Annotated in this window: 18 protein-coding genes and 1 pseudogene; 5 read left to right on the top strand and 14 right to left on the bottom strand. The window is 73.9% G+C overall.

Annotated features, from left to right (window positions below; translation table 11 throughout):
- Positions 1-481, bottom strand: a pseudogene (locus tag LPA42_RS32620) (non-ribosomal peptide synthetase); the annotation flags it as partial.
- A gap of 712 nt (positions 482-1,193) precedes the next feature.
- Between LPA42_RS32620 and LPA42_RS32615 the strand changes: the two are divergent.
- Positions 1,194-2,360: an ATP-grasp domain-containing protein gene (locus tag LPA42_RS32615; RefSeq protein WP_228987102.1), complete on the top strand. Its 1,167-nt coding sequence runs from the start codon at positions 1,194-1,196 to the stop codon at positions 2,358-2,360.
- Positions 2,361-2,501: 141 nt separating this feature from the next.
- Here the strand turns inward: LPA42_RS32615 and LPA42_RS32610 are convergent, their stop codons facing one another.
- From LPA42_RS32610 to LPA42_RS32590, 5 genes are all read right to left on the bottom strand, one after another.
- Complete coding sequence (locus LPA42_RS32610) at positions 2,502-3,005, bottom strand: DUF2690 domain-containing protein (RefSeq protein ID WP_077937713.1); 504 nt, start codon at positions 3,003-3,005, stop codon at positions 2,502-2,504.
- Positions 3,006-3,141: 136 nt separating this feature from the next.
- Positions 3,142-4,113, bottom strand: a complete 972-nt coding sequence (locus LPA42_RS34660; protein ID WP_228987101.1) for a response regulator transcription factor — start codon at positions 4,111-4,113, stop codon at positions 3,142-3,144.
- The gene (locus LPA42_RS32600) at positions 4,110-4,943 is read right to left on the bottom strand and encodes an ABC transporter ATP-binding protein (RefSeq protein ID WP_077937714.1); all 834 of its coding nucleotides are present in this window, start codon (positions 4,941-4,943) and stop codon (positions 4,110-4,112) included. Before LPA42_RS32600 ends, LPA42_RS34660 begins: the two co-directional genes overlap by 4 nt.
- Before the next feature lie 95 nt (positions 4,944-5,038).
- The gene (locus LPA42_RS32595) at positions 5,039-6,064 is read right to left on the bottom strand and encodes an iron chelate uptake ABC transporter family permease subunit (RefSeq protein ID WP_077937715.1); all 1,026 of its coding nucleotides are present in this window, start codon (positions 6,062-6,064) and stop codon (positions 5,039-5,041) included.
- A complete protein-coding gene (locus LPA42_RS32590; protein WP_077937716.1) occupies positions 6,061-7,170 on the bottom strand; it encodes an iron ABC transporter permease in 1,110 nt (369 codons plus the stop codon). The genes LPA42_RS32595 and LPA42_RS32590 overlap by 4 nt, the downstream gene beginning before the upstream one ends.
- Before the next feature lie 68 nt (positions 7,171-7,238).
- On the opposite strand from LPA42_RS32590, the gene LPA42_RS32585 reads away from it, so the two are divergent.
- Genes LPA42_RS32585 through LPA42_RS32565 form a run of 4 tightly spaced genes read left to right on the top strand, consistent with a single transcriptional unit; the run spans position 7,239 to position 13,484 of the window.
- Positions 7,239-8,267 carry an ABC transporter substrate-binding protein gene (locus LPA42_RS32585; protein WP_077937717.1) on the top strand — a complete coding sequence of 343 codons (1,029 nt, stop codon included), beginning with the start codon at positions 7,239-7,241 and terminating at the stop codon, positions 8,265-8,267.
- A gap of 4 nt (positions 8,268-8,271) precedes the next feature.
- Entirely contained in the window at positions 8,272-9,762 is a 1,491-nt protein-coding gene (locus LPA42_RS32580) for an aspartate aminotransferase family protein (RefSeq protein WP_077937718.1), read from the top strand.
- A 45-nt stretch (positions 9,763-9,807) separates the two neighbouring features.
- The gene (locus tag LPA42_RS32575; protein ID WP_077937719.1) at positions 9,808-11,100 is read left to right on the top strand and encodes a lysine N(6)-hydroxylase/L-ornithine N(5)-oxygenase family protein; all 1,293 of its coding nucleotides are present in this window, start codon (positions 9,808-9,810) and stop codon (positions 11,098-11,100) included.
- The gene (locus tag LPA42_RS32565; RefSeq protein ID WP_077937720.1) at positions 11,097-13,484 is read left to right on the top strand and encodes a GNAT family N-acetyltransferase; all 2,388 of its coding nucleotides are present in this window, start codon (positions 11,097-11,099) and stop codon (positions 13,482-13,484) included. Before LPA42_RS32575 ends, LPA42_RS32565 begins: the two co-directional genes overlap by 4 nt.
- Positions 13,485-13,505: 21 nt before the next feature.
- Here the strand turns inward: LPA42_RS32565 and LPA42_RS32560 are convergent, their stop codons facing one another.
- The 8 genes from LPA42_RS32560 to LPA42_RS32525 are packed head-to-tail and all read right to left on the bottom strand — an operon-like array spanning position 13,506 to position 21,776.
- Positions 13,506-14,204: an aspartate/glutamate racemase family protein gene (locus LPA42_RS32560; RefSeq protein WP_077937729.1), complete on the bottom strand. Its 699-nt coding sequence runs from the start codon at positions 14,202-14,204 to the stop codon at positions 13,506-13,508.
- Between the two features lie 35 nt (positions 14,205-14,239).
- Entirely contained in the window at positions 14,240-15,550 is a 1,311-nt protein-coding gene (locus LPA42_RS32555) for an FAD-binding oxidoreductase (protein ID WP_077937722.1), read from the bottom strand.
- Positions 15,551-15,559: 9 nt separating this feature from the next.
- Positions 15,560-16,435 carry a family 3 encapsulin nanocompartment shell protein gene (locus LPA42_RS32550; RefSeq protein WP_077937723.1) on the bottom strand — a complete coding sequence of 292 codons (876 nt, stop codon included), beginning with the start codon at positions 16,433-16,435 and terminating at the stop codon, positions 15,560-15,562.
- Positions 16,436-16,490: 55 nt separating this feature from the next.
- Positions 16,491-17,336 (bottom strand): methyltransferase domain-containing protein, encoded by an 846-nt coding sequence (locus tag LPA42_RS32545; protein WP_077937724.1) that lies wholly within the window; start codon positions 17,334-17,336, stop codon positions 16,491-16,493.
- Positions 17,337-17,393: 57 nt separating this feature from the next.
- Positions 17,394-18,224, bottom strand: coding sequence for an SDR family NAD(P)-dependent oxidoreductase (locus LPA42_RS32540; protein WP_077937725.1), 831 nt, complete (start codon positions 18,222-18,224; stop codon positions 17,394-17,396).
- 5 nt (positions 18,225-18,229) lie between these two features.
- Positions 18,230-19,171: a sulfotransferase gene (locus LPA42_RS32535; protein ID WP_077937726.1), complete on the bottom strand. Its 942-nt coding sequence runs from the start codon at positions 19,169-19,171 to the stop codon at positions 18,230-18,232.
- Entirely contained in the window at positions 19,168-20,418 is a 1,251-nt protein-coding gene (locus LPA42_RS32530) for an MFS transporter (protein ID WP_077937727.1), read from the bottom strand. The genes LPA42_RS32535 and LPA42_RS32530 overlap by 4 nt, the downstream gene beginning before the upstream one ends.
- Positions 20,415-21,776, bottom strand: a complete 1,362-nt coding sequence (locus tag LPA42_RS32525; protein WP_077937728.1) for a DegT/DnrJ/EryC1/StrS aminotransferase family protein — start codon at positions 21,774-21,776, stop codon at positions 20,415-20,417. The genes LPA42_RS32530 and LPA42_RS32525 overlap by 4 nt, the downstream gene beginning before the upstream one ends.
- Positions 21,777-22,451: the final 675 nt, after the last annotated feature.

The following is a 22,451-nucleotide window of genomic DNA, read 5'->3' as shown; positions in this document are numbered from 1 at the left end:
CCCGCACCCACCCCGCCGAAAACTCCTCCACCGCAAAGTCCACCCGCAACCCCGACCCATCACCAGCCACCCACACCACCACACCGGCATCCACCACACCCGGCCCCACCTCGCCCACCGGCCCATCGGCCACGTGCACCACCACCGGACCAACCGGACCATCCGCCGCCGGCGACGGAGCCGCCAACGCCGCCTCGACCCGATCCACGAGGTCACCGAACCCCGGGTCACCCGACACGTCCACCCGCACCACACCACCACCGGCCAGCCCGAGCACCACCTCCGACTGACCCGTATACCGCGCCAACACACCCACCAACCCCGCCACCACCACCACACCCGAACCCGCCACACCCGACGGCCACCCCACCACCCCCGACACCGAACCCGCCCGCGCCGGCCACACCACCACCCGCCGCAGATCACCCACCAGGTCCAGACCCCCGGCGTCCACCGCGCCATCAGCGAACCCAACAGGCATGAGCCCAACCTCCGAGTGAATGGGGACGACCGGGAGAGGCGTGGGCCGAGGCGGCCGGTCGGCCGTGGGGCGGACGTACCGCAGCACGACATGCCGTGGCGGGGACGTGTCGCGGGTGGACGTACCGCAGGGTGCCGGGCCACCGCCGAACGACCCGCCCTCGCCATGTTCCGGTCGCGGGCGGGCCCACGATCGCCCACATCCGTTCCCGGTCCGGTGCGGTGCGGGGGAACGACGACCCGACGGGGCCAGACGCTACGGAGCCTGGCCAAGCGGCGTACACCCCTAGAATTCGGGTGGGGTGGACCCCTAGCGCGGCGGTGGCGAAATGGGCCGGTCCGACTCGGCTGTCCGGCCCATCCGCGCGCCGGCAGGGCGCTGACTATGCTTCACCGATCATGATGTCGATCATGACGCAGTCGGTGACTGGTTGATCACACATCGGCTGCTGGTGTGCACCGCGCCGGCGCAGCGCTGACCACAAGCCAGCCGCTAGCTGACCGGCCCAGCCCGGATCCGTCCGGCCGGTGCACGCGGCACGCCCGACTCTCGCGGCCGAGCGGCCTCACCAGGACCGGTACGCCATTGCCTCACCCGCCACGTGCTCCGCAGCTCGCGGCCGGGGCGTACCGGGCTTCTTGCCACACCCCGAGGCCCCCTGTGCGGGGCCGGCATGTCAGGAGATCCAATGGATGGGCCTATCCAAGTACAGGTGTTCGCGCACGACGGGGTGGTCCTGGCCCGGCCGCCCAGCCCGGTGGAGACCGCCGGCAGCCGCTATCTGACCAGCGCGGGCGCGGGCCTGCACAACGGGCTGGACATGGTCACCGGCCTCCACCTGACCCTGCCGCACCAGTCGGCGGTCATCTGCAGCAGCGGGGCCAGCGCCGACAAGTCGCTGCGCCTGCTCAGCCGGTGCGGCCTCAAGACGCCCAGCGACCTGCGTGAGTATCGCTCCGGCGAGCAGGCGGTGCGGCTCGCCCGGGAGGCCGCCGGGCGGGGCGAGCTGCTGGAGTTCCAGTTTCCCCCGCAGGACCCGCAGCTGCGGGCCGCGCCGGCCCGGGTCGCCCCGGACCTGCTGGCCCGCCTCAACAACAAGACGGTCCTGGAGTCCCTGATCGCGCCGGACTACCTGCCGCGCCGGCAGGTGGCCACCCCCGCCGAGGTACGGCAGATTGTGCGGGCCGACCGCCGGCCGGCGGTGCTCAAGCCGGCCGGCACCGAGGTGTACAGCGGGATCGCGATCTTCACCCGGAGGCTGCAGGACCGGCTCAACCGGTCGTTGTTCCACCAGCTGGAGCAGGTGAGCGACCAGTGGATCGTCGAGGAGGAGGTTCCCTTCCAGACGGTCTGGGGTCTCCAGTTCGGCGTTACGGAGAGCGGTTCGGTCGAGTACTTCGGTTCTTCCGTACACCTGCCGCAGCCCACCTCGACGTGGGTCGGTTGCGTGCTCGACGACGACCAACCGCCAACGGAGCTGGTCGAAGCGCTGACGGCAGGGGTCCGAAAGGCCAGCGCCCTCGGGTACCGGGGGTACTGCTCGTTCGACGCCGGGGTCGGCCGAAACGGCGAGCTACGGGTCATCGACCCGAACTTCCGGGTCAGCGCGGCCACCACGTCGGTGCTGCACCGCAGCTCCCTGCTGGGTCAGCACCCGTGCGCCATGACCACCTTCTTCACGCTCGCGCCGGGCCTCGACGTCGAGCCGGTCCTCGCCCCGTTCATCGACCGCGGGGAGCTCGTCGTGTTCATGCACTACGACCCGGCGGAGACGGACAACGGCCCGCATCCGGCGACCATTCTCGGCATGGTGGGCGCGGCCGACCGCTACGCCTGCGGCGTCCTGATCTCCCAGATCCAACGCGCCCTCCCCACCTGACCCCCCCGCCCCCGACCCCCGCACGCGCCCCCGGCACGCGCCCCCCGGCACGCGGTGATCAAGAGGTTTGCGTCAGGATCCGGCCTCGCGGTGACGCAAACCTCTTGATCACGGGGGAGGGGGGTCGCGGTGGGGGGAGGGTTACAGGGCGAAGGAGCCCCTCGCCTTCCAGTTGTATTCGTTGATTCCGGGGGACCAGAGGGTCACCTCGCCGTTGATCTGCGTCGTGCCCGGCGCGTAGACCATCATCGAGTAGCTCGATCCGTAACCGGAGTCCGACTCGCTGTTCCAGCCCCCGAGCGACGAGAAGATGTTCTTGGTCGTGTTGCCGCCGTACGGGTTGCCGGTCACGCGAATCCAGTTCGACTGGCAGGACCAGGAGTAGAAGATCTGGAGGGTGGCGACCTGCTGGCCGGTGGAGCGGTCGGTGATCGGCCGGGTGGCGATCTGCGACGCGTTGACGTTGCAGTAGACGCCGGACGAATCCTTGGTGGTCGCCGGGTTCTTGCCGTCGTAGTAATTGCTGCCGCCGCTGGCGCTGCCGGCGTGGGCGGCTGTCGCGGCGGACAGCAGCAGCGCCGTGGCGGTCACGAGCACGGCGGCGATCCGGTGCGGCGCTTTCCGGCTCCCGGTGACTGTTCTCATGCTGATTCCTCTCTGCGCCCACCGTGGGCGACGGCCGGGCTGGGACGACTCCTCCCATCGTCGGAGGACGGCACGGCCGACGCCATTGGCCCGCTGCGTATCTGCGCCGGTCGGGCAGGTACGACAAAGTCGTACGTCAGAAGGGTCTCAGCTTGGCGGCGACGGCCGATCGTTGGCGGACGCCGAACTTCCTGAGGATGCGGGTCACGTGCGTCTTGGTCGTCTTCTCGGAGATGACCAGGCGGGCGGCGATCTGTTCGTTGGTGAGGCCGTCGGCGACGAGCCCGGCGATCTCGCGCTCGCGGGGCGTGAGCGTCGTCAGCAGGTCGCCTCCCTCGGTCGTGGGCGCCAGCAGGAGCTCGGCGATGTCGGTCTGTAGCTGCTCGCACTGTTCGAGCACCTCGCGCAAGGCGCGAACGGCGGCGTCGCCGTCGCCGTCGGGGCGGTGCAGCGCTGCGGTGATCCGTACCGTCATGGCGTTCAACGCGTGGCTGACCATCTCGACGACGCCCGGAACGGAGCCGTGGGTCAGCACGGTGCGGCTCGCCCCGCTGGCGAGCCCGGCCAGCTCGTGCGCGTCCTCCCGCTCCCGGGCGAGGGCCCGCATCGTGCGGCGAGCGAGCCACTCGAACGCCCGGACGGCCTCGTCGCCGTACGCGTCGGGCTGGTAGGTCAGCATCGACGCGAGCCCGGCGACCCGCTGGCCGTCGGGCGAGGACTCCAGCAGCGGGACGACGACCGCGTCGCGCGACAGGCGCTCGTGGTCGCCGAAGGTGTGGCCCCGGTGGAGCAGGCGGCCCCCGTCGGACCCGTACCGGTAGGTGCGCGCGTTCTTCTTGATCCAGGCGGTGAGGCCGTTCGGGCCGTAGGTCTGGAAACCGGCGTGTTCGCGTTCGTGCCCGTCGTAGAGGTACGGGATCACCAGCATGTGTTCGTCGCGGAGGAAGGCCAGGTAGAAGCTGTCGACCGGCGCGATGGTGGACATCGTGACGCGGACGAGGTTGTAGAGCTTGCGGTGGTTCCCCGGGGCGACGTGTCGGATGGAGAAGTCGGCGGTTTCCAGTGCACGGGCGACGGCGAGCGAGAAGCGTGCGCCTTCAGCAGTCACGCACCGATTATGGGTGGTGACGCCGAGGCGGCCGGTACGCGGCGGGCGGCCGGGACCACCAGTGGCGAGCCCGTCTCCGGGTCGTCGATGACCCGGCAGGGCAGCCCGAACACCCGCTCGACCAGGTCGGCGGTGACGATCTCCCGGGGCGGGCCGGCGGCGACCACCTGCCCGTCGCGCATGGCGATGAGGTGGCTGGCGTACCGGGCGGCCTGGTTGAGGTCGTGCAGCACCGCGACGAGGGTGCGCCCCTGCTCCTCGTGCAGCGTCGCGCACAGGTCGAGCACCTCGATCTGGTGGGCGATGTCGAGGAACGTGGTGGGCTCGTCGAGCAGCAGCAGTTCGGTCTGCTGGGCGAGGGCCATGGCGATCCACACCCGCTGCCGCTGCCCGCCGGACAGTTCGTCGACGAGGCGGTCGGCGAGGTCGGCGACGCCGGTGGCGGCCATGGACCCGCCGACGATCCGCTCGTCGTCGCGGGACCACTGGCGCAGCAGCCCCTGGTGCGGGTAGCGGCCCCGGGCCACCAGCTCGGCGACGGTGATGCCGTCGGGGGCGATGGAGGTCTGGGGGAGCAGGCCGAGGGTGCGGGCGACGCGGCGGGCCGGCTGGGCGTGGATGTCGCGCCCGTCGAGCAGCACCGTGCCGGCGGTGGGCCTGAGCATCCGGGCGAGCGCCCGCAGCAGCGTGGACTTGCCGCACGCGTTCGGGCCGATGACGACGGTGAACGACCGGTCGGGCACGGCGACGGTGAGCCGTTCGGCGATGGTCCGCTTGTCGTACGCGAGGGTCAGTCCGTCGCCGCTGAGCCGGGGGGTGCCGGGCCGCATGGGTGGTGCTCCGTTCTCTGTCGGGGATGGGTGGACCGGACGGGTGTTAGGAAGGGGCCCTTCCTCTACCGAATGCGTTAACAAGGTGCCCCTCCTTACAGCCGGCCGGCGCGGCGTTCGGTGGCCAGCAGCCACACCAGGTAGCCGCCGCCGAGCGCGCCGGTGACGACGCCGACGGGGAGCTGGTGGCCGGGGAAGCCACGCTGGGCGATCAGGTCGGCGGCGACCAGCATCGCCGCGCCCAGCGCCATGGCGGCGGCCAGGTTGGGACCGGGCGCGCGGGTGAGCCGGCGGGTCAGGTGCGGCGCGGTGAGCGCGACGAAGTTGACCGGCCCGGCGGCCGAGGCGGCGACGGAGACCAGCAGCACCGCCGCGACCAGGAGTGTCGTGCGCAGGCCCCGCACCGGTACGCCGAGCGCGGCGGCCGTGTCGTCGCCCAGCTCGGTCATCCGCAGCGCCGGCCCGCAGGCGAACAGCACCACCGGCACCGCCACGGCGAGGGTGACGGCGACGGGCACCGCCTGCGCCCAGCCGCGCCCGTCGAGGCTGCCGGTGAGCCAGAGCACGGCGCGGGCGGCGTCCATGAGCTGCGCGCGGGTCAGCAGCCAGCCGTTGACGCCGGTGAGGATCGCCGCGACGCCGATGCCGGCGAGGATCAGCCGGTGCCCGTGCGCGCCGCGCGCCCACGCCACCGCCCACAGCAGGACGCCGGTGGCCAGCCCGCCGGCCACGGCCGCGCCGGCCAGGGCGAGGGTGCCGCCGCCGACGACCACGACGAGGAGCGCGCCGGTGGCCGCGCCCTGGGTGACGCCGAGGATGTCGGGGCTGCCGAGCGGGTTGCGCACGAGGGCCTGGAAGACCGCGCCGCCGAGGGCGAGGGCGGCCCCGACGAGCAGGGCGGTGACGAGCCGGGGCAGCCGCAGCTCGCCGATGATGAAGTCCTCGGCGGGGGTGCCGCCGCCGGCGAGGGTGCGCAGCACGTCGGCGGGGCTCATCGGGTAGTCGCCGCCGCCGATCGACACGACGCCGAGCGCGCCGGCGGCCAGGGCGCAGCCGAGGCCGACGAGCAGGGCGCGGGCCCGGAACCGCACCGACCAGCCTCGGACGCGGACGACGCTCACGCGCGCACCGCCCGGGTGCGGGTGACCAGGTGCAGGAAGAGCGGGCCGCCGAGCACGGCGGTCATGATGCCGACCTGGAGTTCGCCGGGGCGGCCGAGCACCCGGCCGGCGACGTCGGCGCCGAGCAGCAGCACGGGGGCGAGCAGCGCGCAGGCCGGCAGCAGCCAGCGCAGGTCGGGCCCGGTGAGGGCGTGCACGAGGTGCGGCACCAGCAGCCCGACGAAGACCAGCGGCCCGCAGGCGGCGGTGGCCGCGCCGCAGAGCAGGGTGACGGCGACGATGACGGCGGCGCGGACCACGGCGGGGTTGGCGCCCAGCGCGCGGGCCTGGTCGTCGCCGAGGGCGAGGGCGTTGAGCGGGCGGGCCGCCGCCAGGGCGATCCCGAGGCCGACCACGACGAACGGCAGCACCCGGGCCACCGTGGCGAGGTCGGCGCTGGCCAGCGAGCCGACGGTCCAGAACCGCATCTTCTCCAGCGAGGCCGCGTCGAGCAGCATCACCGCGCTGACGTAGGAGTAGAGGGCCGCGTTGAGCGCCGCCCCGGCGAGGGCGAGGCGGGCGGGGGTGGCGCCCCGGCCGCCGCCGACGGCGTAGACGAGGGCGGTGACGGCCGCCGCGCCGGCCAGGGCGAACCAGACGTACCCGCCGACGGTGGCGACGCCGAGGAACGCGGCGGCGCTGGCCACGGCGGCGGACGCGCCGGCGTTGATGCCGAGCAGCCCGGGGTCGGCGAGGGGGTTGCGGGTGACGGCCTGCATGACCGCGCCGGCCACCCCGAGGGCGGTCCCGGCGAGCAGGCCGAGCAGGGTGCGCGGCAGCCGCATCTGCTGCACCACCGCGTGGGCGGGGGAGGCGGGGTCCCACAGTCCCGCCCAGACCTCGGCGAGGCCGAGCTGCCGCGCGCCGACGGCGAGGCTGACCGCGCACACGGCCGTGAGCAGGGCGCACGCGGCCAGCAGCCCGGCGATCCGGGCCGCGGGCCGGCCGCGTCGCGGCGGCGGGGCGGGGGGCGTCGCCGGCGGCGCGGGTGCGGTCGGCGACGAGTCGGTGACGGACAGCGGAGGCTCCTGTGTGGTGGGAATCGATCGCTGAGGGCTGTTGACAATAACTTAGGTTAGGGTAACTTAACCTCGCCCTTGGTCATCGGACCACCCCGGAGCGGAAAGAAGCCGTCATGCCCGTACCCGTGTCCCGCCCGCGTCTGACCCGCCGTGGCCTGCTCTCCGCCGGCGGCGCCCTCGCCGTCGGTGCCCTGCTCGGCGGTTGCGGCGGCGCCGACGACTCCGCCTCGCCGGCCGCCACCGGCGGCCCCTGGTCGTTCACGGACGACCGGCCCGAAAAGGTGACCCGGGACGCCACCCCGACCCGCGTGGTCGCCTTCACCGGCGTGGCCGCGGCGTTGGTCGACTTCGGACTCGACAGCCAGCTCGTCGGCGTGTTCGGCGAGACCACCCGCTCCGACGGCTCGAAGGAGCCGCAGGCCGGCGACCTCGACGTCGGCAAGGTGACCGTGCTCGGCAACGTCTGGGGCGAGTTCAGCATCGAGAAGTACGCCGCCCTGCGCCCCGAGCTGCTGGTCACCCACATGTACGACCCGGGCGCGTTCTGGTACGTCCCCGACGAGAGCAAGGACAAGATCCTCGCCCTCGCGCCCACCGTCGCCATCCAGACCGCCCGGGTGCCGATGAACCGGCCCATCGAGCGGTACGCCGCCCTCGCCGCCGCCCTCGGCGCCGACCTCAACGCCAAAAAGGTCACCGACGCGAAGGCCCGGTTCGAGGCGGCCGCCGAGAGCGTGCGGCAGGCCGTCAAGGCCAACCCCGGCATCAAGGTCCTCGCCGCGTCCGGCAGCCCCGACGTGTTCTACGCGTCCAACCCGAAGGTCAGCACCGACCTGATGTACTTCGCGGAGCTGGGCGTCGACATCGTGGTGCCGACGAAGCTGGAGCAGGGCGACTACTTCGAGGCCCTGAGCTGGGAGAACGCCGACAAGTTCCCGGCCGACCTGATCCTGCTGGACAACCGCACCACCGCCCTGCAGCCGGCCGACCTGGCGAAGAAGCCCACCTGGGCGGCGCTGCCGGCGGTCAAGGCCAACCAGGTCACGCCGTGGGACGCCGTGCCGCGCTTCTCCTACGCCGGGGCCGCGCCGCTGCTGGAGAACCTGGCCAAGGCCATCGCCGCCGCGAAGAAGGTGAGCTGACGCCGTGGCGGGCACCCCCCGCGCCCACCTGTTGACCACCGGCACCGCCGAGGACTACCGGCGGGTGCTGGCCGAGGGCATCGACCGGGTCGGCACCCGCATCGCCCGCACCGACCGCCCGTTCACCGGCGTCACCCCGGCGGCGCTTGCCCCGGCCGTGGCCGCCGTCGATCTGGACCGGCCGCTCGCCGACGCCACCGCCGCCCTCGACGAGCTGGAGGAGGTGTACCTGCGCGACGCCGTCTACTTCCACCACCCCCGCTACCTGGCCCACCTCAACTGCCCGGTGGTGATTCCGGCGCTGCTCGGCGAGGCCGTGCTCACCGCCGTGAACTCCTCCCTGGACACCTGGGACCAGAGCGCCGGCGGCACCCTCATCGAGCGCCGGCTCATCGACTGGACGGCCCGGCGCATCGGCCTCGGACCCGCCGCCGACGGCGTCTTCACCAGCGGCGGCACCCAGTCCAACCTCCAGGCGCTGCTGCTGGCCCGGGAGGAGGCCTTCGCCCGCAACCCGGCCCCCCGCCGCGAGCTGCTGCCCCGGCTGCGGGTGCTCACCTCCGCCGCCGGGCACTTCAGCGTGCAGAAGGCCGCCACCCTGCTCGGCCTCGACGCCGACGCCGTGCGCACCGTGCCCACCGACGCCGACCGGAGGATGTGCCCCGACGCGCTGCACGCCGAGCTGACCCGCTGCCAGCGCGACGGGCTCACCGTGATGGCCGTCGTCGCCACCGCCGGCACCACCGACTTCGGCTCCATCGACCCCCTCGACGCCATCGCCGACCGGTGCGCCGCCGCCGGGGCGCGGCTGCACGTCGACGCCGCGTACGGCTGTGGGCTGCTGGTCTCGCCCACCCGGCGGCACCTGCTCGCCGGCATCGAACGCGCCGACTCGGTGACCGTCGACTACCACAAGTCGTTCTTCCAGCCGGTCTCCTCCAGCGCCCTGCTGGTGCGCGACGGGCAGGTGCTGCGGCACGCCACCTACCACGCCGACTACCTCAACCCGGCCCCCCGCGCCAGCGGGGAACAGCTGCCCAACCAGGTCGACAAGAGCCTCCAGACGACCCGCCGCTTCGACGCGCTGAAGCTGTGGCTGACCCTGCGGATGATGGGCCCCGACGCGGTCGGCGAGCTGTTCGACGAGGTGATCGACCGGGCCGACGGGGCGTGGCGGCTGCTGGCCGGCGACCCCCGCTTCGAGGTGGTCACCCGGCCCACGCTGAGCACCGTCGTGTTCCGCTACCTGCCGCCCGCCCCGGCGGGCCACCTCGCCGACGACGCCAACCGGCACGCCCGCCGCGCCCTGGCCGCCTCCGGCGCGGCCGTCGTCGCCGGCACCCGGGTCGACGGCCGGCAGTACCTCAAGTTCACCCTGCTCAACCCGGAGACCACCCTCGACGACGTGGCGCACGTCGTCGACCTCATCGCCGGGCACGGCGACCGGTACGTGGGCGAGCGCACCGCCGCCGTCGCCCCCTGCCCCGTCGGCTGACCGGCGACCGTGACCACCACCCGACCCCGCGCAGAAAGCGACCGCATGCCCACCCGTGACGTCGTCGCCGTCGGGCTCGGCCCGTACAACCTGGGCCTGGCCTGCCTCACCGAGCCGCTGTCCGACCTGGACTGCCTGTTCCTGGAGGCCCGCGACACCTTCGACTGGCACCCGGGGATGCTGCTGGAGACCGTCCGGTTGCAGACCCCGTTCCTGGCCGACCTGGTCACCCTCGCCGACCCCACCTCGCCGTTCTCGTTCCTCAACTGGCTGAAGGAGACCGGACGGCTGTACCCGTTCTACATCCGCGAGCGGTTCCACCCGCTGCGCAGCGAGTACAACGCGTACTGCCGGTGGGCGGTGCAGAAGCTGGCCAGCGTGCGCTTCGGCCAGCGGGTCACCGCCGTCACCCACGACCCGGCCGACGACGTGTTCGCGGTGACCGCCACGGTCACCGCCACCGGCGAGACCGTCACCCACCGGGCCCGCAACCTGGTGCTCGGCACCGGCACCCCGCCGCACGTGCCGGCGGCCTGCGCCGGGCTCGGCGGCGACGGCGTCGTGCACTCCTCCGACTACGTGACGCACCGCGACGCGCTGCGCCGCCGCGGCAGCGTCACCGTCGTCGGCTCCGGGCAGAGCGCCGCCGAGATCTACCAGGACCTGCTGGCGGACATCGACACGTACGGCTACCGGCTGAACTGGGTCACCCGCTCGCCCCGGTTCTTCCCCCTGGAATACACGAAGCTCACCCTGGAGATGACGTCCCCGGACTACGTCGACTACTTCCGCGCCCTGCCCGAGGCCACCCGCTACCGCCTCGAAGCCGAGCAGAAGGGCCTGTTCAAGGGCATCGACGCCGACCTGATCAACGACATCTTCGACCTGCTGTACGCCAAGAGCGTCGCCGCCGCGGTGGACACCCGGCTGCTCACCAACACGGAGGTGACCGGCGCGGAGCACACCGACGGCGGGTACGCGCTGCGGCTGCGCCACGTCGAGCAGGGCGGCGAGTTCGACCTGACCACCGAGGGCCTGGTGCTGGCCACCGGCTACCGCTTCCAGGTGCCGGACTTCCTCGACCCGGTGCGCCACCTGCTGCGCTTCGACTCCCACGGCCGCCTCGACGTCGCCCGCGACTACCGCGTCGACCACGCCGGCCGGATCTTCCTGCAGAACGGCGGCACCCACACCCACAGCGTCACCTCGCCCGACCTGGGCATGGGCCCGTACCGCAACTCGGTGATCATCCGGGAACTGCTGGGCCGCGAGCCCTACCCGGTGGAGCGGCGCATCGCGTTCCAGGAGTTCGGCGTGCCGGCGGGGGTGGGGGCGTGACGGAGATCGTCTACACCCGCACCGACCCCCGGCTCGGCGAGTTCGCCCTGCGTACCCTCGACCCGGCCGCGGACGCCGCGCTGCTGCACTCCTGGGTGACCCACCCGAAGGCCGCGTTCTGGCTGATGGGCGACGCCGACGTGGCCCGGGTCGCCGCCGAGTACGCCCGCATCGCCGCCGACCCGCACCACGACGCGTTCGTCGGCCTGTGGCGCGGCGAGCCCGCGTTCCTCGTCGAACGCTACGACCCGGCGCGCGTCGAGCTGGCCGGGCGCTACCCGGCCCGCCCCGGCGACGTGGGCATGCACTTCCTCTGCGCGCCCACCGACACCCCGGTCTCCGGCTTCACCCGCGCCGTCATCACCACGGTGATGGCGTGGCTGTTCGCCGACCCCGCGCACCGCCGGGTGGTCGTCGAGCCGGACGTGCGCAACACCGCCGTGCACGCCCTCAACGCCGCCGTCGGCTTCACCCCCGCCGGCACCGTCGCGCTGCCCGCCAAGACCGGCCTGCTCTCCTTCTGCACCCGCGCCCGGTTCGCCGCCGCCACCGCAGCCCAGCCCCAAGGACCGGACACCGTGGACCCGCAGGACGCCGTCGCCCACCTCACCCCCGACACGTGGGCGCGCGCCAACCGGCTGCTGGTGCGCAAGGCCCTCGCCGAGTTCTCCCACGAGCGGCTGCTCACCCCCGAGCCCGTCGGCCCCGCCCCGGAACCCGGCGCGTCCGCCGACTACGAGGTGACCAGCGACGACGGCACCGTCACCTATAGGTTCGCCGCCCGCCGGCTCGCCCTCGACCACTGGCACATCGACCCGGCCAGCATCACCCGCCGCCGCGACGGCGTGGAGCTGCCCCTGGACGCCCTCGACCTGTGCGTGGAGCTGCGCGGCGCGCTCGGCCTCACCGACCGGGTGCTGCCGGTCTACCTGGAGGAGATCACCTCCACCCTGGCCGGCTGGGCGTACAAGCTGGACCGGCCCGAGATCCCCGCCGCCGAGCTGGCCCGCGCCGACTTCCAGACGGTCGAGACCCGGATGACCGAGGGCCACCCCGGCTTCGTCGCCAACAACGGCCGCATCGGCTTCGGCATCGACGAATATCACCGGTACGCCCCCGAGGTGGGCCGGCCCGTACGGCTGCTCTGGCTCGCCGCGCACCGCGACCACACCACCTTCACCTGCACCGCCGACACGGACGCGGACGCCCTGTACCGGGCCGAGCTGGGCGACGACACCTTCGCCGGGTTCGCCGCCACGCTCACCGGGCTCGGCCTCGACCCGGCCGACTACCTCTACCTGCCCGTGCACCCGTGGCAGTGGTGGAACCGCCTCGCCGTCACGTTCGCCGCCGACGTGGCCGAGCAGCGGCTGGTCTGCCTCGGCCCCGGCCCGGACGAGCACCTCGCCCAGCAGTCCGTGCGGACGTTCTTCAACGTCACCCACCCGCAGCGGCACTACGTCAAGACGGCCCTGTCCGTGCTGAACATGGGCTTCGTGCGGGGCCTGTCGGCGGCGTACATGGAGGCCACCCCGGCGATCAACGACTGGCTCGCCGACCTGATCGACCGCGACGAGGTGCTCGCCTCGACCGGGCTGACGATCCTGCGGGAGCGGGCCGCGATCGGGTACCGCAACCGCCGCTTCGAGGCGGCGACCGACCGGTACTCCCCGTACCGCAAGATGCTGGCGGCGCTGTGGCGGGAGAGCCCCGTGCCGGGTCTGGAGCCGGGGCGGCGGCTGGCCACCATGGCGTCGCTGCTGCACGTCGACTCGGCCGGCGGGTCGTTCGCCGCCGCCCTGGTCGCCGAGTCGGGGCTGCCCGCGCCGGTGTGGCTGCGCCGCTACCTCGACGCGTACCTCACCCCGCTGCTGCACTCCCTCTACGCCCACGACCTGGCGTTCATGCCGCACGGCGAGAACGTCATCCTGGTGCTGCGCGACGGGGCGGTGGAGCGGGCGATCTTCAAGGACATCGCCGAGGAGATCGTGGTGATGAACCCGGACGCCGACCTGCCCGAGGCGGTGCACCGGGTCCGGGCGAACATCCCCGAGGGCGAGAAGATCCTGTCGATCTTCACCGACGTGTTCTCCTGCTTCCTGCGCCACCTCAACGTGGTCCTGCTCGACGCGGGGCTGCTCACCGAGGAGGAGTTCTGGCGCACGGTCGCCGACTGCGCGGCCGACTACGCCGCCCGGGTGCCGCACCTGGCCGACCGGCTGGCCCGCCACGACCTGTTCGCGCCGGAGTTCGCGCACTCCTGCCTCAACCGGCTCCAGCTGCGCGACAACCAGCAGATGGTGGACCTGTCCGACCCGTCGGCGGCGCTCCAGTTCGCCGGCACCCTGGCCAACCCCATCGCCCCGTACGCCCGCCGCGCCTGACCCCCTCCGCCGCCCGTGCCGTCAGCCCTTCCGGGGGTACGGGCGGCGGGTCAGCGTCGCATGCACCATGGTGGTGAGCGTGACGATGTCGAACACCGGCAGGCCCAGCCGAGCCTGGACGGCGTGCGCGAACGGCACCAGGTCCGTGCACTCGACCACCAGCGCCCCCAGCTCGGGGTGCGCCCCGGCGAGCCGGTCGACGCGGTCGAGCACCTCCCGTTCGAGCCGGTCGGCGTCGAGGGCGTCGCGGCGGCCCTCCAGCATCACCTCGGTGAACTCCGGCTGCCCGGCCATGCCCGTCACCCGCACCGGCACGTGTTCCGCGCCGATCGCGGCGAGGTGGCGCGGGGTGAGCGCGGCCTCGTCGGCGACGAGCAGCCCGACCGGCCGGTCGACCATCCGGTGCACCAGCGGAAGCTGCAGCAGGCTCGACGACCACAGCGGCACCGACACGGCGGCGGCCAGTTCGGCCTGGAACAGCACCAGGAACCCGCACGCCCCGGTGATCCCGGCGACCCCGGCGGCCTCCAGGTCCCGGGCCGCCGCCACGAACGGCTCCAGCAGCGTCGGGTCGGCCTCCCGCACGAGTCGCTGCGGCGTGGCCCCCTCGACGACCCGGTAGACGACGGGGAAGTCGAAGGTGGCCGGGTTGCGGATGTGCCCGGGGATCTTCTCGAACGAGGTGTCCAGGCAGAGCACGCCGATCGGGGCGTCGGTCATCGGTTCCTCCGCGAGTCGGTTGCGCCGCGACGGCATCATCGGTTCCTCCGGGCGAACGGGCGACGTCGCCACCGGTCCACGGCGAACGGCGCGAGGTCCAGCTCCGGGCGCTCGCCGCCGACGAGCTGGGCGACGAGCCGGCCGCCCGCCGGGGCCAGGCCCATCCCGATGTGCCCGTGGCCGGCGGCGACGACCACGTTGCGGCACGCCCCGGGCCGGCCGATCAGCGGCAGGCTGTCCGGGGTGCAGGGGCGCAGCCCGCTCCACACCGCCACCCGCCGGTCGGTGTCCAGCCCCGGCAGGTACGCCGCGACGGTGCGCACGATGCCGTCGATCCGGCGCGGCGAGACGCTCGTGTCCATCCCCACCAGCTCCAGGGTGCCGGCCAGCCGCAGCCGGTCGCCCAGCGGCATGACGGCCACCTTCCCCTCGCTGAGCAGGATCGGCAGCCGGGGCGGGTGCGCGCCGGCGGCGACGGTCACCGCGTACCCCTTGGCGGGCTGGAGCATCAGGTCGACGCCGAGCCGGCGGGCGCAGGCCACCGACCAGACCCCGGCGGCGAGCACCACCTCGGCGGGGCGCAGGTCGCCGCCGCTGGTGCGCACGGCCCGCACCCGGTCGCCGGCCACCTCGAAGTCGCGTACCTCGGTGTGGGTGCGGATGTCGACGCCCGCGGCCCGCAGCGCGTCGGCGAACGCGACCAGGAACGCGGGGATGCGCAGCGCGGCCCCCTCGGCGTTGAGCAGGGCCCCGGCCACGTCGAACGCGACGCCCGGTTCGAGGGCGGCCAACTCGCCGGGGTCGAGCACCCGCAGCGGCACGCCCCGGGCGACGGCCGCCGGCACGGAGGCGCGGGCCGCCGCGAAGCCCTCCGGGGTCTTGCAGGCCAGCAGCATCCCCTGGGCGGTGAGGGTGTCGGCGAGCGGGCCGGTCGCGCACACCTCGCGGAGGATGGCGAGGCTGCGCTGCTTGAGGGTGAGCAGCACGTCGAACGCGGCCCGCGCGTGAGACGCGGTGCAGCGGCGGCGGAAGTGCCACAGCCAGGCCAGCAGGGCCGGGTCGGGGCGGGGCCGGACGTGGAACGGGCTCTCCGGGTCGAGCAGGTAGCGCAGCCCCTTCGCGGGCACGCCCGGCTCGGCCAGGGGCGCGGCGCCCTGGGTGCCGACGAAGCCGGTGTTCCCCGACGAGCAGGCCGCCGGATCTCCGATCTCGCCCCGGTCGACGACGGTGACCCGGTGCCCGGCGCGGGCCAGGAACCAGGCGCAGAACAGGCCGACGACGCCCGCGCCGACGACCAGCACGTCGGGGTCGTCGCCGGGTGGGCGCGGCGCGGGCGGCGTCGACATCGCGGCGGCCTAGAGGCTGACCACGAAGAAGCAGGTGGGCAGGTTGAGCACCACCCGCTCGTAGATCTCGGCGGTCAGCGCCACCCCGGGCTCGGCGAACGTTCCCGGCGGCGGCTCGGCGAAGGAGATCATCGACCGGCCGGCGTCGAACAGCAGCGCGCCGTGGCCGAAGTCGCCGACGATCGCCGTGCCCGGGTCGACCAGCCGGGTCCGGACGATGAACACGCCGTTCTCCTCGACGTCGCGCATCAGCGTGCCGGAGCCGAGCAGCCGGTAGTAGTCGGCCGGGTTGATGATCAGCCCGTCGGCGGTGCTGCCGTTCTGCTCCACCTCGTTGCAGGCCGACAGGATGGTGGAGCCGAACGGGCCCGGGTCGGTGAGCCGGGCGATGTCCGGCATGGTCAGCAGGCCGCCCTCGCCGCGCAGGATGGTGACGTTCTCGGCGGTGGCGAGCCGCACCACCAGGCGGTAGTTGATGAACTCGGCGAAGCTGGTCGGGTCGTCCCACAGCCCGTCGGGCACCTGCACCCACGCCTTCGTGGTGAAAAGCGGCGGGATGGGGGACCGGTGGAAGTGGTTGGCGGCCTCCCGCCGCAGGTCCGCGCCGTCCACGGCCGGGTCGCCGGGGCGGGCGGGGCTCTCGTGCCAGTAGAACTCCTGCGGGTCGCGGGACAGGTCCACCACCTTGAGCATGTTGCGCGACGGATAGCGCGGCTTGCGCCGGGAGCTGGTCAGGGAGTCGGTGATGGTGACGTCGTAGTCGACGCGGGTCTCGAAGCCGCCCTCGGCGAAGGCGTCGACGAAGACCTGCCCCGGCGAGAGCTGCTTGCGGCGGTCCTCGACGACCTCGGCGATGGTTCGTTTGATGACGTCGGTTCGTTGCATCGGGCGCACACCTTCCGGTCGGGGTCGGGTCGTCACTGCGCGGTGGGTCGGGTCGTCACTGCGCGGCGGGCTTGCGGGCGACGAACATGCCCCAGCCGAACTCGCCCCGGTCGATGGCGGCCTGGATCTCGCCGCAGGACGCGGCGAAGCCGAGGATCCACTCCCGGGCGGCCGGGTCGTCGGTCGCGGCGGCCCGCCGCCGGGCCGTCTCGCCGAGCACCCGGTACGTCTGCCGGATGTGGGTGTCGAGGCTGCGGGCGGTCAGCACCTCGAAGCCGGCGGCGGTCAGCGCCTCGGCGTAACCGTCGAGGGAGTAGCCGCCGCTCCACCGCACCCGGTCGTAGACGTGCCGGCGGGCGGCCTCGCCGATGTCGGTGGTGGGCTGCAGGAAGTCGGTGACCGCGAGGATCCCGCCGGGGGCGAGGACCCGGTGCATCTCGGCGTGGCTGCGCGGCTTGTCCGGCACCAGGAACAGCGCGTCCTGGCTGACCACGTGGCTGAAGGTCGCCGCGTCGTACGGCATGGCGGTGGCCGAGCCGTGCCGGAAGGTGACACCTGCGGCGCCCCGCTCGGCGAGCTTGGCCTGGGCGAACCGGACCCGCTCGATGCTCAGGTCTAGGCCCTCGCCCCGGCAGCCGGTCTGCCCGGCGAGCCGCAGCAGGAAGTTGCCGCAGCCGCAGCCGACGTCGAGCACCGTCGACCCGGCGTCGATGCCGGCCTCGGCGGCCAGCAGGTCCGAGGTGCGGTCGGCGGCGGTGTGGTAGTCGGTGTCGGCGTCGTCGGCGAAGTAGCCGGTGTGCAGCACGCCCTCGCTGTCCCAGAAGCTGAGGTACGTCTGGGTGGTCTGGTCGAAGAACTCGGAGACGTCCCGCTCGGTGAACGTGGGGCTGGTCGTGGACATCGCGCACTCCTTCGTGCTGTGCCGCCGGCCGGCGGGGCCGCCGCCGGGATGGGGATCTCAGGCGTAGGTGTCTTTCCGGACGCCGGTGAGGTGCGGCAGGTCCGGGCCGGTGGCGCTCGCGCCGCCGTCGACCAGGTGCACCCCGGCGGTGACGAACGAGGCCCGCTCGCTGGCCAGGAACGCGGCCACCGCCGCGACCTCCTCGGGGCGGGCCAGCCGGCCCAGCGCGCTGTGGTGGCCCATGGCGGCGAGCTGCTGCTCGACGTCGCCGTCGTCGCCGGCGAGCCGGGCGGCGGCCCGCTCCATCGGCGGGGTGCGCACCGAGCCGGGGGCGAGCACGTTGACGGTGATCCCGTCGCGGCCCACGTCCACGGCGAGGCCCTGGGCGAAGCGGACCAGCGCGGCCCGGGTGACCCCGGACAGCAGCAGCGGGGCGATCGGCACGGCGGCGGTCTCCGAGGCGACGAAGAGCAGCCGCCCCCAGCCGGCGGCGCGCAGGTGCGGCAGGGCCGCGAGGGCCAGCCCGACGGCCGGCAGCAGCACCCGGTCGACGGCGGCCCGGTAGTCGGCCGTCTCGAACAGGGTGGCCGGGCCGATCGGCGGGCTGCCGCCGCTGACCAGCAGCACGTGCGCCGCGCCGAGGTCGGCGGCCACCCCGTCGACCCAGCGGCGGGCCGCGTCGGCGTCGGTGACGTCCACGGCGCTGGCGCTGACCCGGCCCTTCGCCACCCCGGCCAGCTCCCGCTCGGCGGCGGCGAGCCGGCCGGGGTCCCGCCCGCAGATCGCCACGTGCGCCCCCTCGGCGGCGAACTCCTTCGCGCAGGCCAGCCCGATGCCGCTGGACCCGCCGGCGACGAGCGCCACCCGTCCTGTGAGCCCCAGATCCACGTCTCCTACCTTCCGCCGGTCGGTGACAGCCGGCCCGCCCCGGCCGACCGGTAGCCGTAGCGGGTGAACAGGGGCTGGGCCAGGGCGGTGGCGGCCAGCCGGTCGGCGGCCGACAGGGTGCGCCGCCACGCCTCGTCGCTGTCGCGGATCACGGTCGGGCCGCTGCGGAACCGGTCGGGGTTGCCGGTCACCGTGTGGTTGGTGCCCAGCTCGACGGTGCGCCCGCGCACCGGGTTGCCGGCCGGGTCGGCCCCGCACAGCCGCAGCAGCGCGTCGATCGTCCCGGCCGGGTCGGCGGCGAACGACTCGTAGCGCAGCAGCATCGACCGCTGCGGGTGCCGCCGGGTGATCGCCGCCGAGGCCAGGTTGAACCCGTGCCAGTACGCGGTGCTGCGCGCCGCCGACATCGCGTACACGTACTGCTTCGGCTCCCGCCAGGAGTGCGCCACGGCGCGCGGGTCGCGCACCAGGTGCACGTAGTAGGGGGTGATCCCGGGCAGGTGCGCCAGCAGCGCCGCCTCCCCGGGAATCTTCGTGGTGTCCACGATGGTGTGCGTGCCGGTGCGTTCGGCGACCGCGCGGTAGACCCGGCCCATCAGCTCGGCGTGGGCGCGGATCTCGCCGTCGTGCAGGCCCCGGCGCAGCACCTGCCAGGTGTGCCGGGTGCGCACCCGGGAGCGCTGGCGGGCGATCACCTGCGCGGCGTGCGCGTCGGCCGACAGGCCGGCGGGCCGCCCGACGGGCAGCACCCGCGACCAGATGTCGCAGGCGGTCAGCTCCCGGCCGCAGCCGCACAGCCCGTTGACGCCCCGGCCGGTCGAGTTCTTCCACAGGAAGTGCAGCTCGCCGACGTGGAAGAAGCCGGGCACCTCGTTGAGGACGTTGCCGATGATGGTGCTGCCGTTGCGGCACCAACCGGTGACGCACAGGACCGTCAGGTCGCTCATGCCGCGCGGGCCTCCGTCCGTTCGCTCCCGGGCCCCCCGGGGCTGCCGGTGCCGCCGTGGCCGCCCGCCGGGCGGCCGATCCACGCCGCCATGGCCGCCGCCGCGACGGCGCAGGCCGCCCCGACGCCGAATACGGCCGGGTAGTCGAGGGTCGCGGCCACCAGGCCCGTCACCGGCCCCCACACCGCGAGCCCCAGATCCCAGAACGAGGTGTACGCCCCGATCGCCGCCCCCTGCCGCGTCGGCTCGGCCCGGTTCATCACCATCAGCGCCAGCGACGGGTGCAGCAGCGAGAAGCCGACGCCGGTGACCACGCCGCCGGCCACGGCGACGGGCAGGTTCGGCGCGAGCGCGACGATCGTCAGGCCGACCGCCTCGCCGGCCGCCGACCAGGCCGCCACCCGGCGGGGGCCCAGCTTGTCGGGCAGGTGGCCGATGACCAGGCGGGTGCCGGCGTACACAGCGCTGAAGCAGCTCAGCACCAGCACGCCGGAGCCGATGCCGCGCGCGTCCAGGTGCAGCACGACGAACGCGGCCAGACCGGCGTACCCGGCGGCGCCGAGGGCGAGCGCCGTGCCGGGCAGCAGCGCCGGGCGCAGCAACAGCCCACCGCCGCCCCCGGATTTCCGTTGCGCGGCGGTCCCGGGCTCTCGGGGCGCTGCGGTACCGGGTTCCCCGTGCGGCACCGGGACCAGGGCGATCAGGGCGGCGGCCAGCAGGGGAGCGGCGGCGGCGAGCGCCCAGACGGCGGTGAAGGAGACCTGTTGCAGGGCCGCGCCGAGGAAGGTGCCGGCGGAGATGCCGCCCCACATGCTCACCCCGTACAGGCCGATGAGCTGGCCCCGGCGGTGGTGCGGGGCGAGCGCCACCGTCCACACCGCCCCGGCGGTGAACAGGGCGGCCTCGCCCGCGCCGAGCAGCAGCCGCACCGCCACCAACGCCGGCACCGCGAGCGGCAGGAAGTAGAGCAGCCCGCCGAGGGCCGCGACGAGCGCGCCGGTGAGCATCACGGTGCGGTGGCCGTACCGGTCGGCGAGCGCGCCGGCGACGGGCCGCACGAGCAGCGCCGTCCCGGCGGTGACCGTGACGACCAGCCCGACGACCAGGTCCCCGGCGGCGTGCCGGTCGCGCAGGAACGCCGGCAGCACCGGGATCACGGCGGTGAGGCCCAGGTAGCCGGCGAAGAGCCCGCCGAAGATGCCGACCAGGGCGGGGCGCGGCACGGCGCGGGCGGGGCTGTCCGTCATCGGCCCACCGGCTCCGCCGCCCCGGCCGGCGCGACCACGGGGTCGGCCGGCCCGGCGGGTGCCGCGTCCCGCGCGGCAGCCACCTTGCGCACCGCCCGCACCAGGTCGTCGCAGTCCTCGGGGGTCAGGTTCGACGACAGCGGCACGTCGACGGCCTCGCGCAGGTAGCCGGCGGTGCGCGGCAGCAGCGCCCGGATCGCGTCGACGTCGTCGGTGTCGTACGCGAACCGCCAGTTCCAGAACGCGCGGACGTTGAGGTCGTCGTCGGCGCCGATGTTGCGCGCGTCGATGCCCTCCCGGCACAGCGCGCGGGCGAACCAGCCGGCGTCGCCGCCGGGCACCCGGAACACGAACGCCTCCCCGAGGTACGCCCCGGGGGCGACCGGCCGGCGGATCGCGATGCCCGGCACGTCGGCCAGCGCGGCGGCGACCCGGTCGTAGTTGCGGTGGAACAGCCGCAGCCGCTGCGGCAGGCGGGCCATCTCGGCGCGCAGCAGCGCCGCCCGGATCTCGTCCATGCGCAGGCTGAGCAGGGGCAGGTCGAGGCCGGTCAACGGCGGCTCGGCGTCGGGGAAGTGCCGCCGCAGCCGCCCCTCGTACGCCCCGGACAGCGCCACCGCGCGGGCGAACAGCTCGGTGTCGTCGGTGACCAGGAAGCCGCCCTCGCCGCAGTTGAGCGCCTTGTCCGACTGGGTGCTGAACGCGCCGGCCGCCCCGAACGTGCCGAGCTTGCGGCCGCGCAGCTCCGCGCCGAGCGCGGGCACCGCGTCCTCGATCAGCGGCACGCCCATCTCGGCGGCGAACGCGGCGAGGGCCTCGGCGTCGGCGGCGAAACCGCGCATGTGCACCACGAGGATCGCCCGGATCCCCGGATGCCAGCGGCGGCGCAGGTCGTCGAGGTCCATCCGCAGGTCCTCGTCCACCTCGACGAGGAACGGCTGACAGCCGGCCATGACGATCGCGCTCGGCGTGGCGACGAACGTGAACCCGGGGCAGGCGACCAGGGAACCCGGGGGCACCCGGGCCGCCATGATGGCCAGGGCGAGTGCGGCGGTGCCGCTGGACACCGCGAGCGCGTGCCGGGTGCCGAAGAAGCGGCACAGCTCGTCCTCGAACCGGCCGCACTCGGTCTCGTGCTGCGGGCGGTGGTCGTAGCGGAAGTAGAGGTGGCTGCGCACGGCCCGGCAGGCGGCCTCCTCGTCCTCGGGGTGGACGAAGACGGCACCCTTGTCGTACGTGGGCCAGGGGGTGTGCCGGACGGGTGCGCCGCCGTGCAGGGCGAGGCGGTCCTCCGGTCGATCAGGGCGCGCCGCCGGCAGTGGCCGGGGCGGCGCGGGAGCTTCGTCGTTCCCGTTCACCGGCGGACTCCTCGCTCGTTCCTGACGGGTGTTCCGCCGGCTTTTCTCCGACCTGCGGAACGGTGGCCGGCGCGCGTCGTGCGGACAGCACGAATAGCCCCACTGACGTGGGAGAATTCGCCGATCCGGAATCGCGTCAATCGCCGCCCAGTGACAGTCATGATTGCCTTGGGGGTGCGGCCCGTCAACCCGTGTCTTCGGTTCCCGGCGGGCTCCGTCCGGTCGTCGAGGAGGGGTCCGGTGACCGCCGGTCGTCGACCGTGCCGCAGTCGGCCGCTGGTGCGTCGTTGAGCTGGGCGGACCTCCTTCGCTACGCCCTCGCGATGATCACCCTCGGTAAGGGCTTCCCGGCGGCATTGCGTGGCGGTCGGAATGCCGACCCCGCAATTCCAATTCCCTAGTGGATAGGCAGCCTTTTTGCCTTCGGTTGGGCGCAAAGTTGGTCAACAGCCATCAATGGCGTGTTGTCCGAGCGGAACCGACTATCTGTCCCCGCGGCGGCAGCCGAATGAATTGCCCGAACGGCACACCCGACCAATGCCCCACCCTGTCCCACCCCGCCTCCGCCTCGCCCCCGCTCGCGCCGGTGATCAAGAGAAAAGCGTCAGAGTTGATCTCCGTGTTGACGCAAACCTCTTGAGCGCCGGGGTGGGGAAGGGGTGTGGGGGGGTGTGG

It is taken from the genome of Micromonospora sp. DH13 (genome assembly GCF_020873825.1).
Lineage (GTDB): Bacteria > Actinomycetota > Actinomycetes > Mycobacteriales > Micromonosporaceae > Micromonospora > Micromonospora haikouensis.
Note: the sequence above shows the minus strand (reverse complement) of the source record. Positions and strands in the feature narration are given on the sequence as shown.

What these genes read in the sequence shown, in the direction of transcription:
- LPA42_RS32610 (WP_077937713.1), bottom strand. Translation starts at nt 3,005, where the DNA reads ATGAGAACAGTCACCGGGAGCCGGAAAGCGCCGCACCGGATCGCCGCC.
- LPA42_RS32600 (WP_077937714.1), bottom strand. Translation starts at nt 4,943, where the DNA reads ATGCGGCCCGGCACCCCCCGGCTCAGCGGCGACGGACTGACCCTCGCG.
- LPA42_RS32585 (WP_077937717.1), top strand. Translation starts at nt 7,239, where the DNA reads ATGCCCGTACCCGTGTCCCGCCCGCGTCTGACCCGCCGTGGCCTGCTC.
- LPA42_RS32575 (WP_077937719.1), top strand. Translation starts at nt 9,808, where the DNA reads ATGCCCACCCGTGACGTCGTCGCCGTCGGGCTCGGCCCGTACAACCTG.
- LPA42_RS32560 (WP_077937729.1), bottom strand. Translation starts at nt 14,204, where the DNA reads ATGACCGACGCCCCGATCGGCGTGCTCTGCCTGGACACCTCGTTCGAG.
- LPA42_RS32555 (WP_077937722.1), bottom strand. Translation starts at nt 15,550, where the DNA reads ATGTCGACGCCGCCCGCGCCGCGCCCACCCGGCGACGACCCCGACGTG.
- LPA42_RS32550 (WP_077937723.1), bottom strand. Translation starts at nt 16,435, where the DNA reads ATGCAACGAACCGACGTCATCAAACGAACCATCGCCGAGGTCGTCGAG.
- LPA42_RS32545 (WP_077937724.1), bottom strand. Translation starts at nt 17,336, where the DNA reads ATGTCCACGACCAGCCCCACGTTCACCGAGCGGGACGTCTCCGAGTTC.
- LPA42_RS32535 (WP_077937726.1), bottom strand. Translation starts at nt 19,171, where the DNA reads ATGAGCGACCTGACGGTCCTGTGCGTCACCGGTTGGTGCCGCAACGGC.
- LPA42_RS32530 (WP_077937727.1), bottom strand. Translation starts at nt 20,418, where the DNA reads ATGACGGACAGCCCCGCCCGCGCCGTGCCGCGCCCCGCCCTGGTCGGC.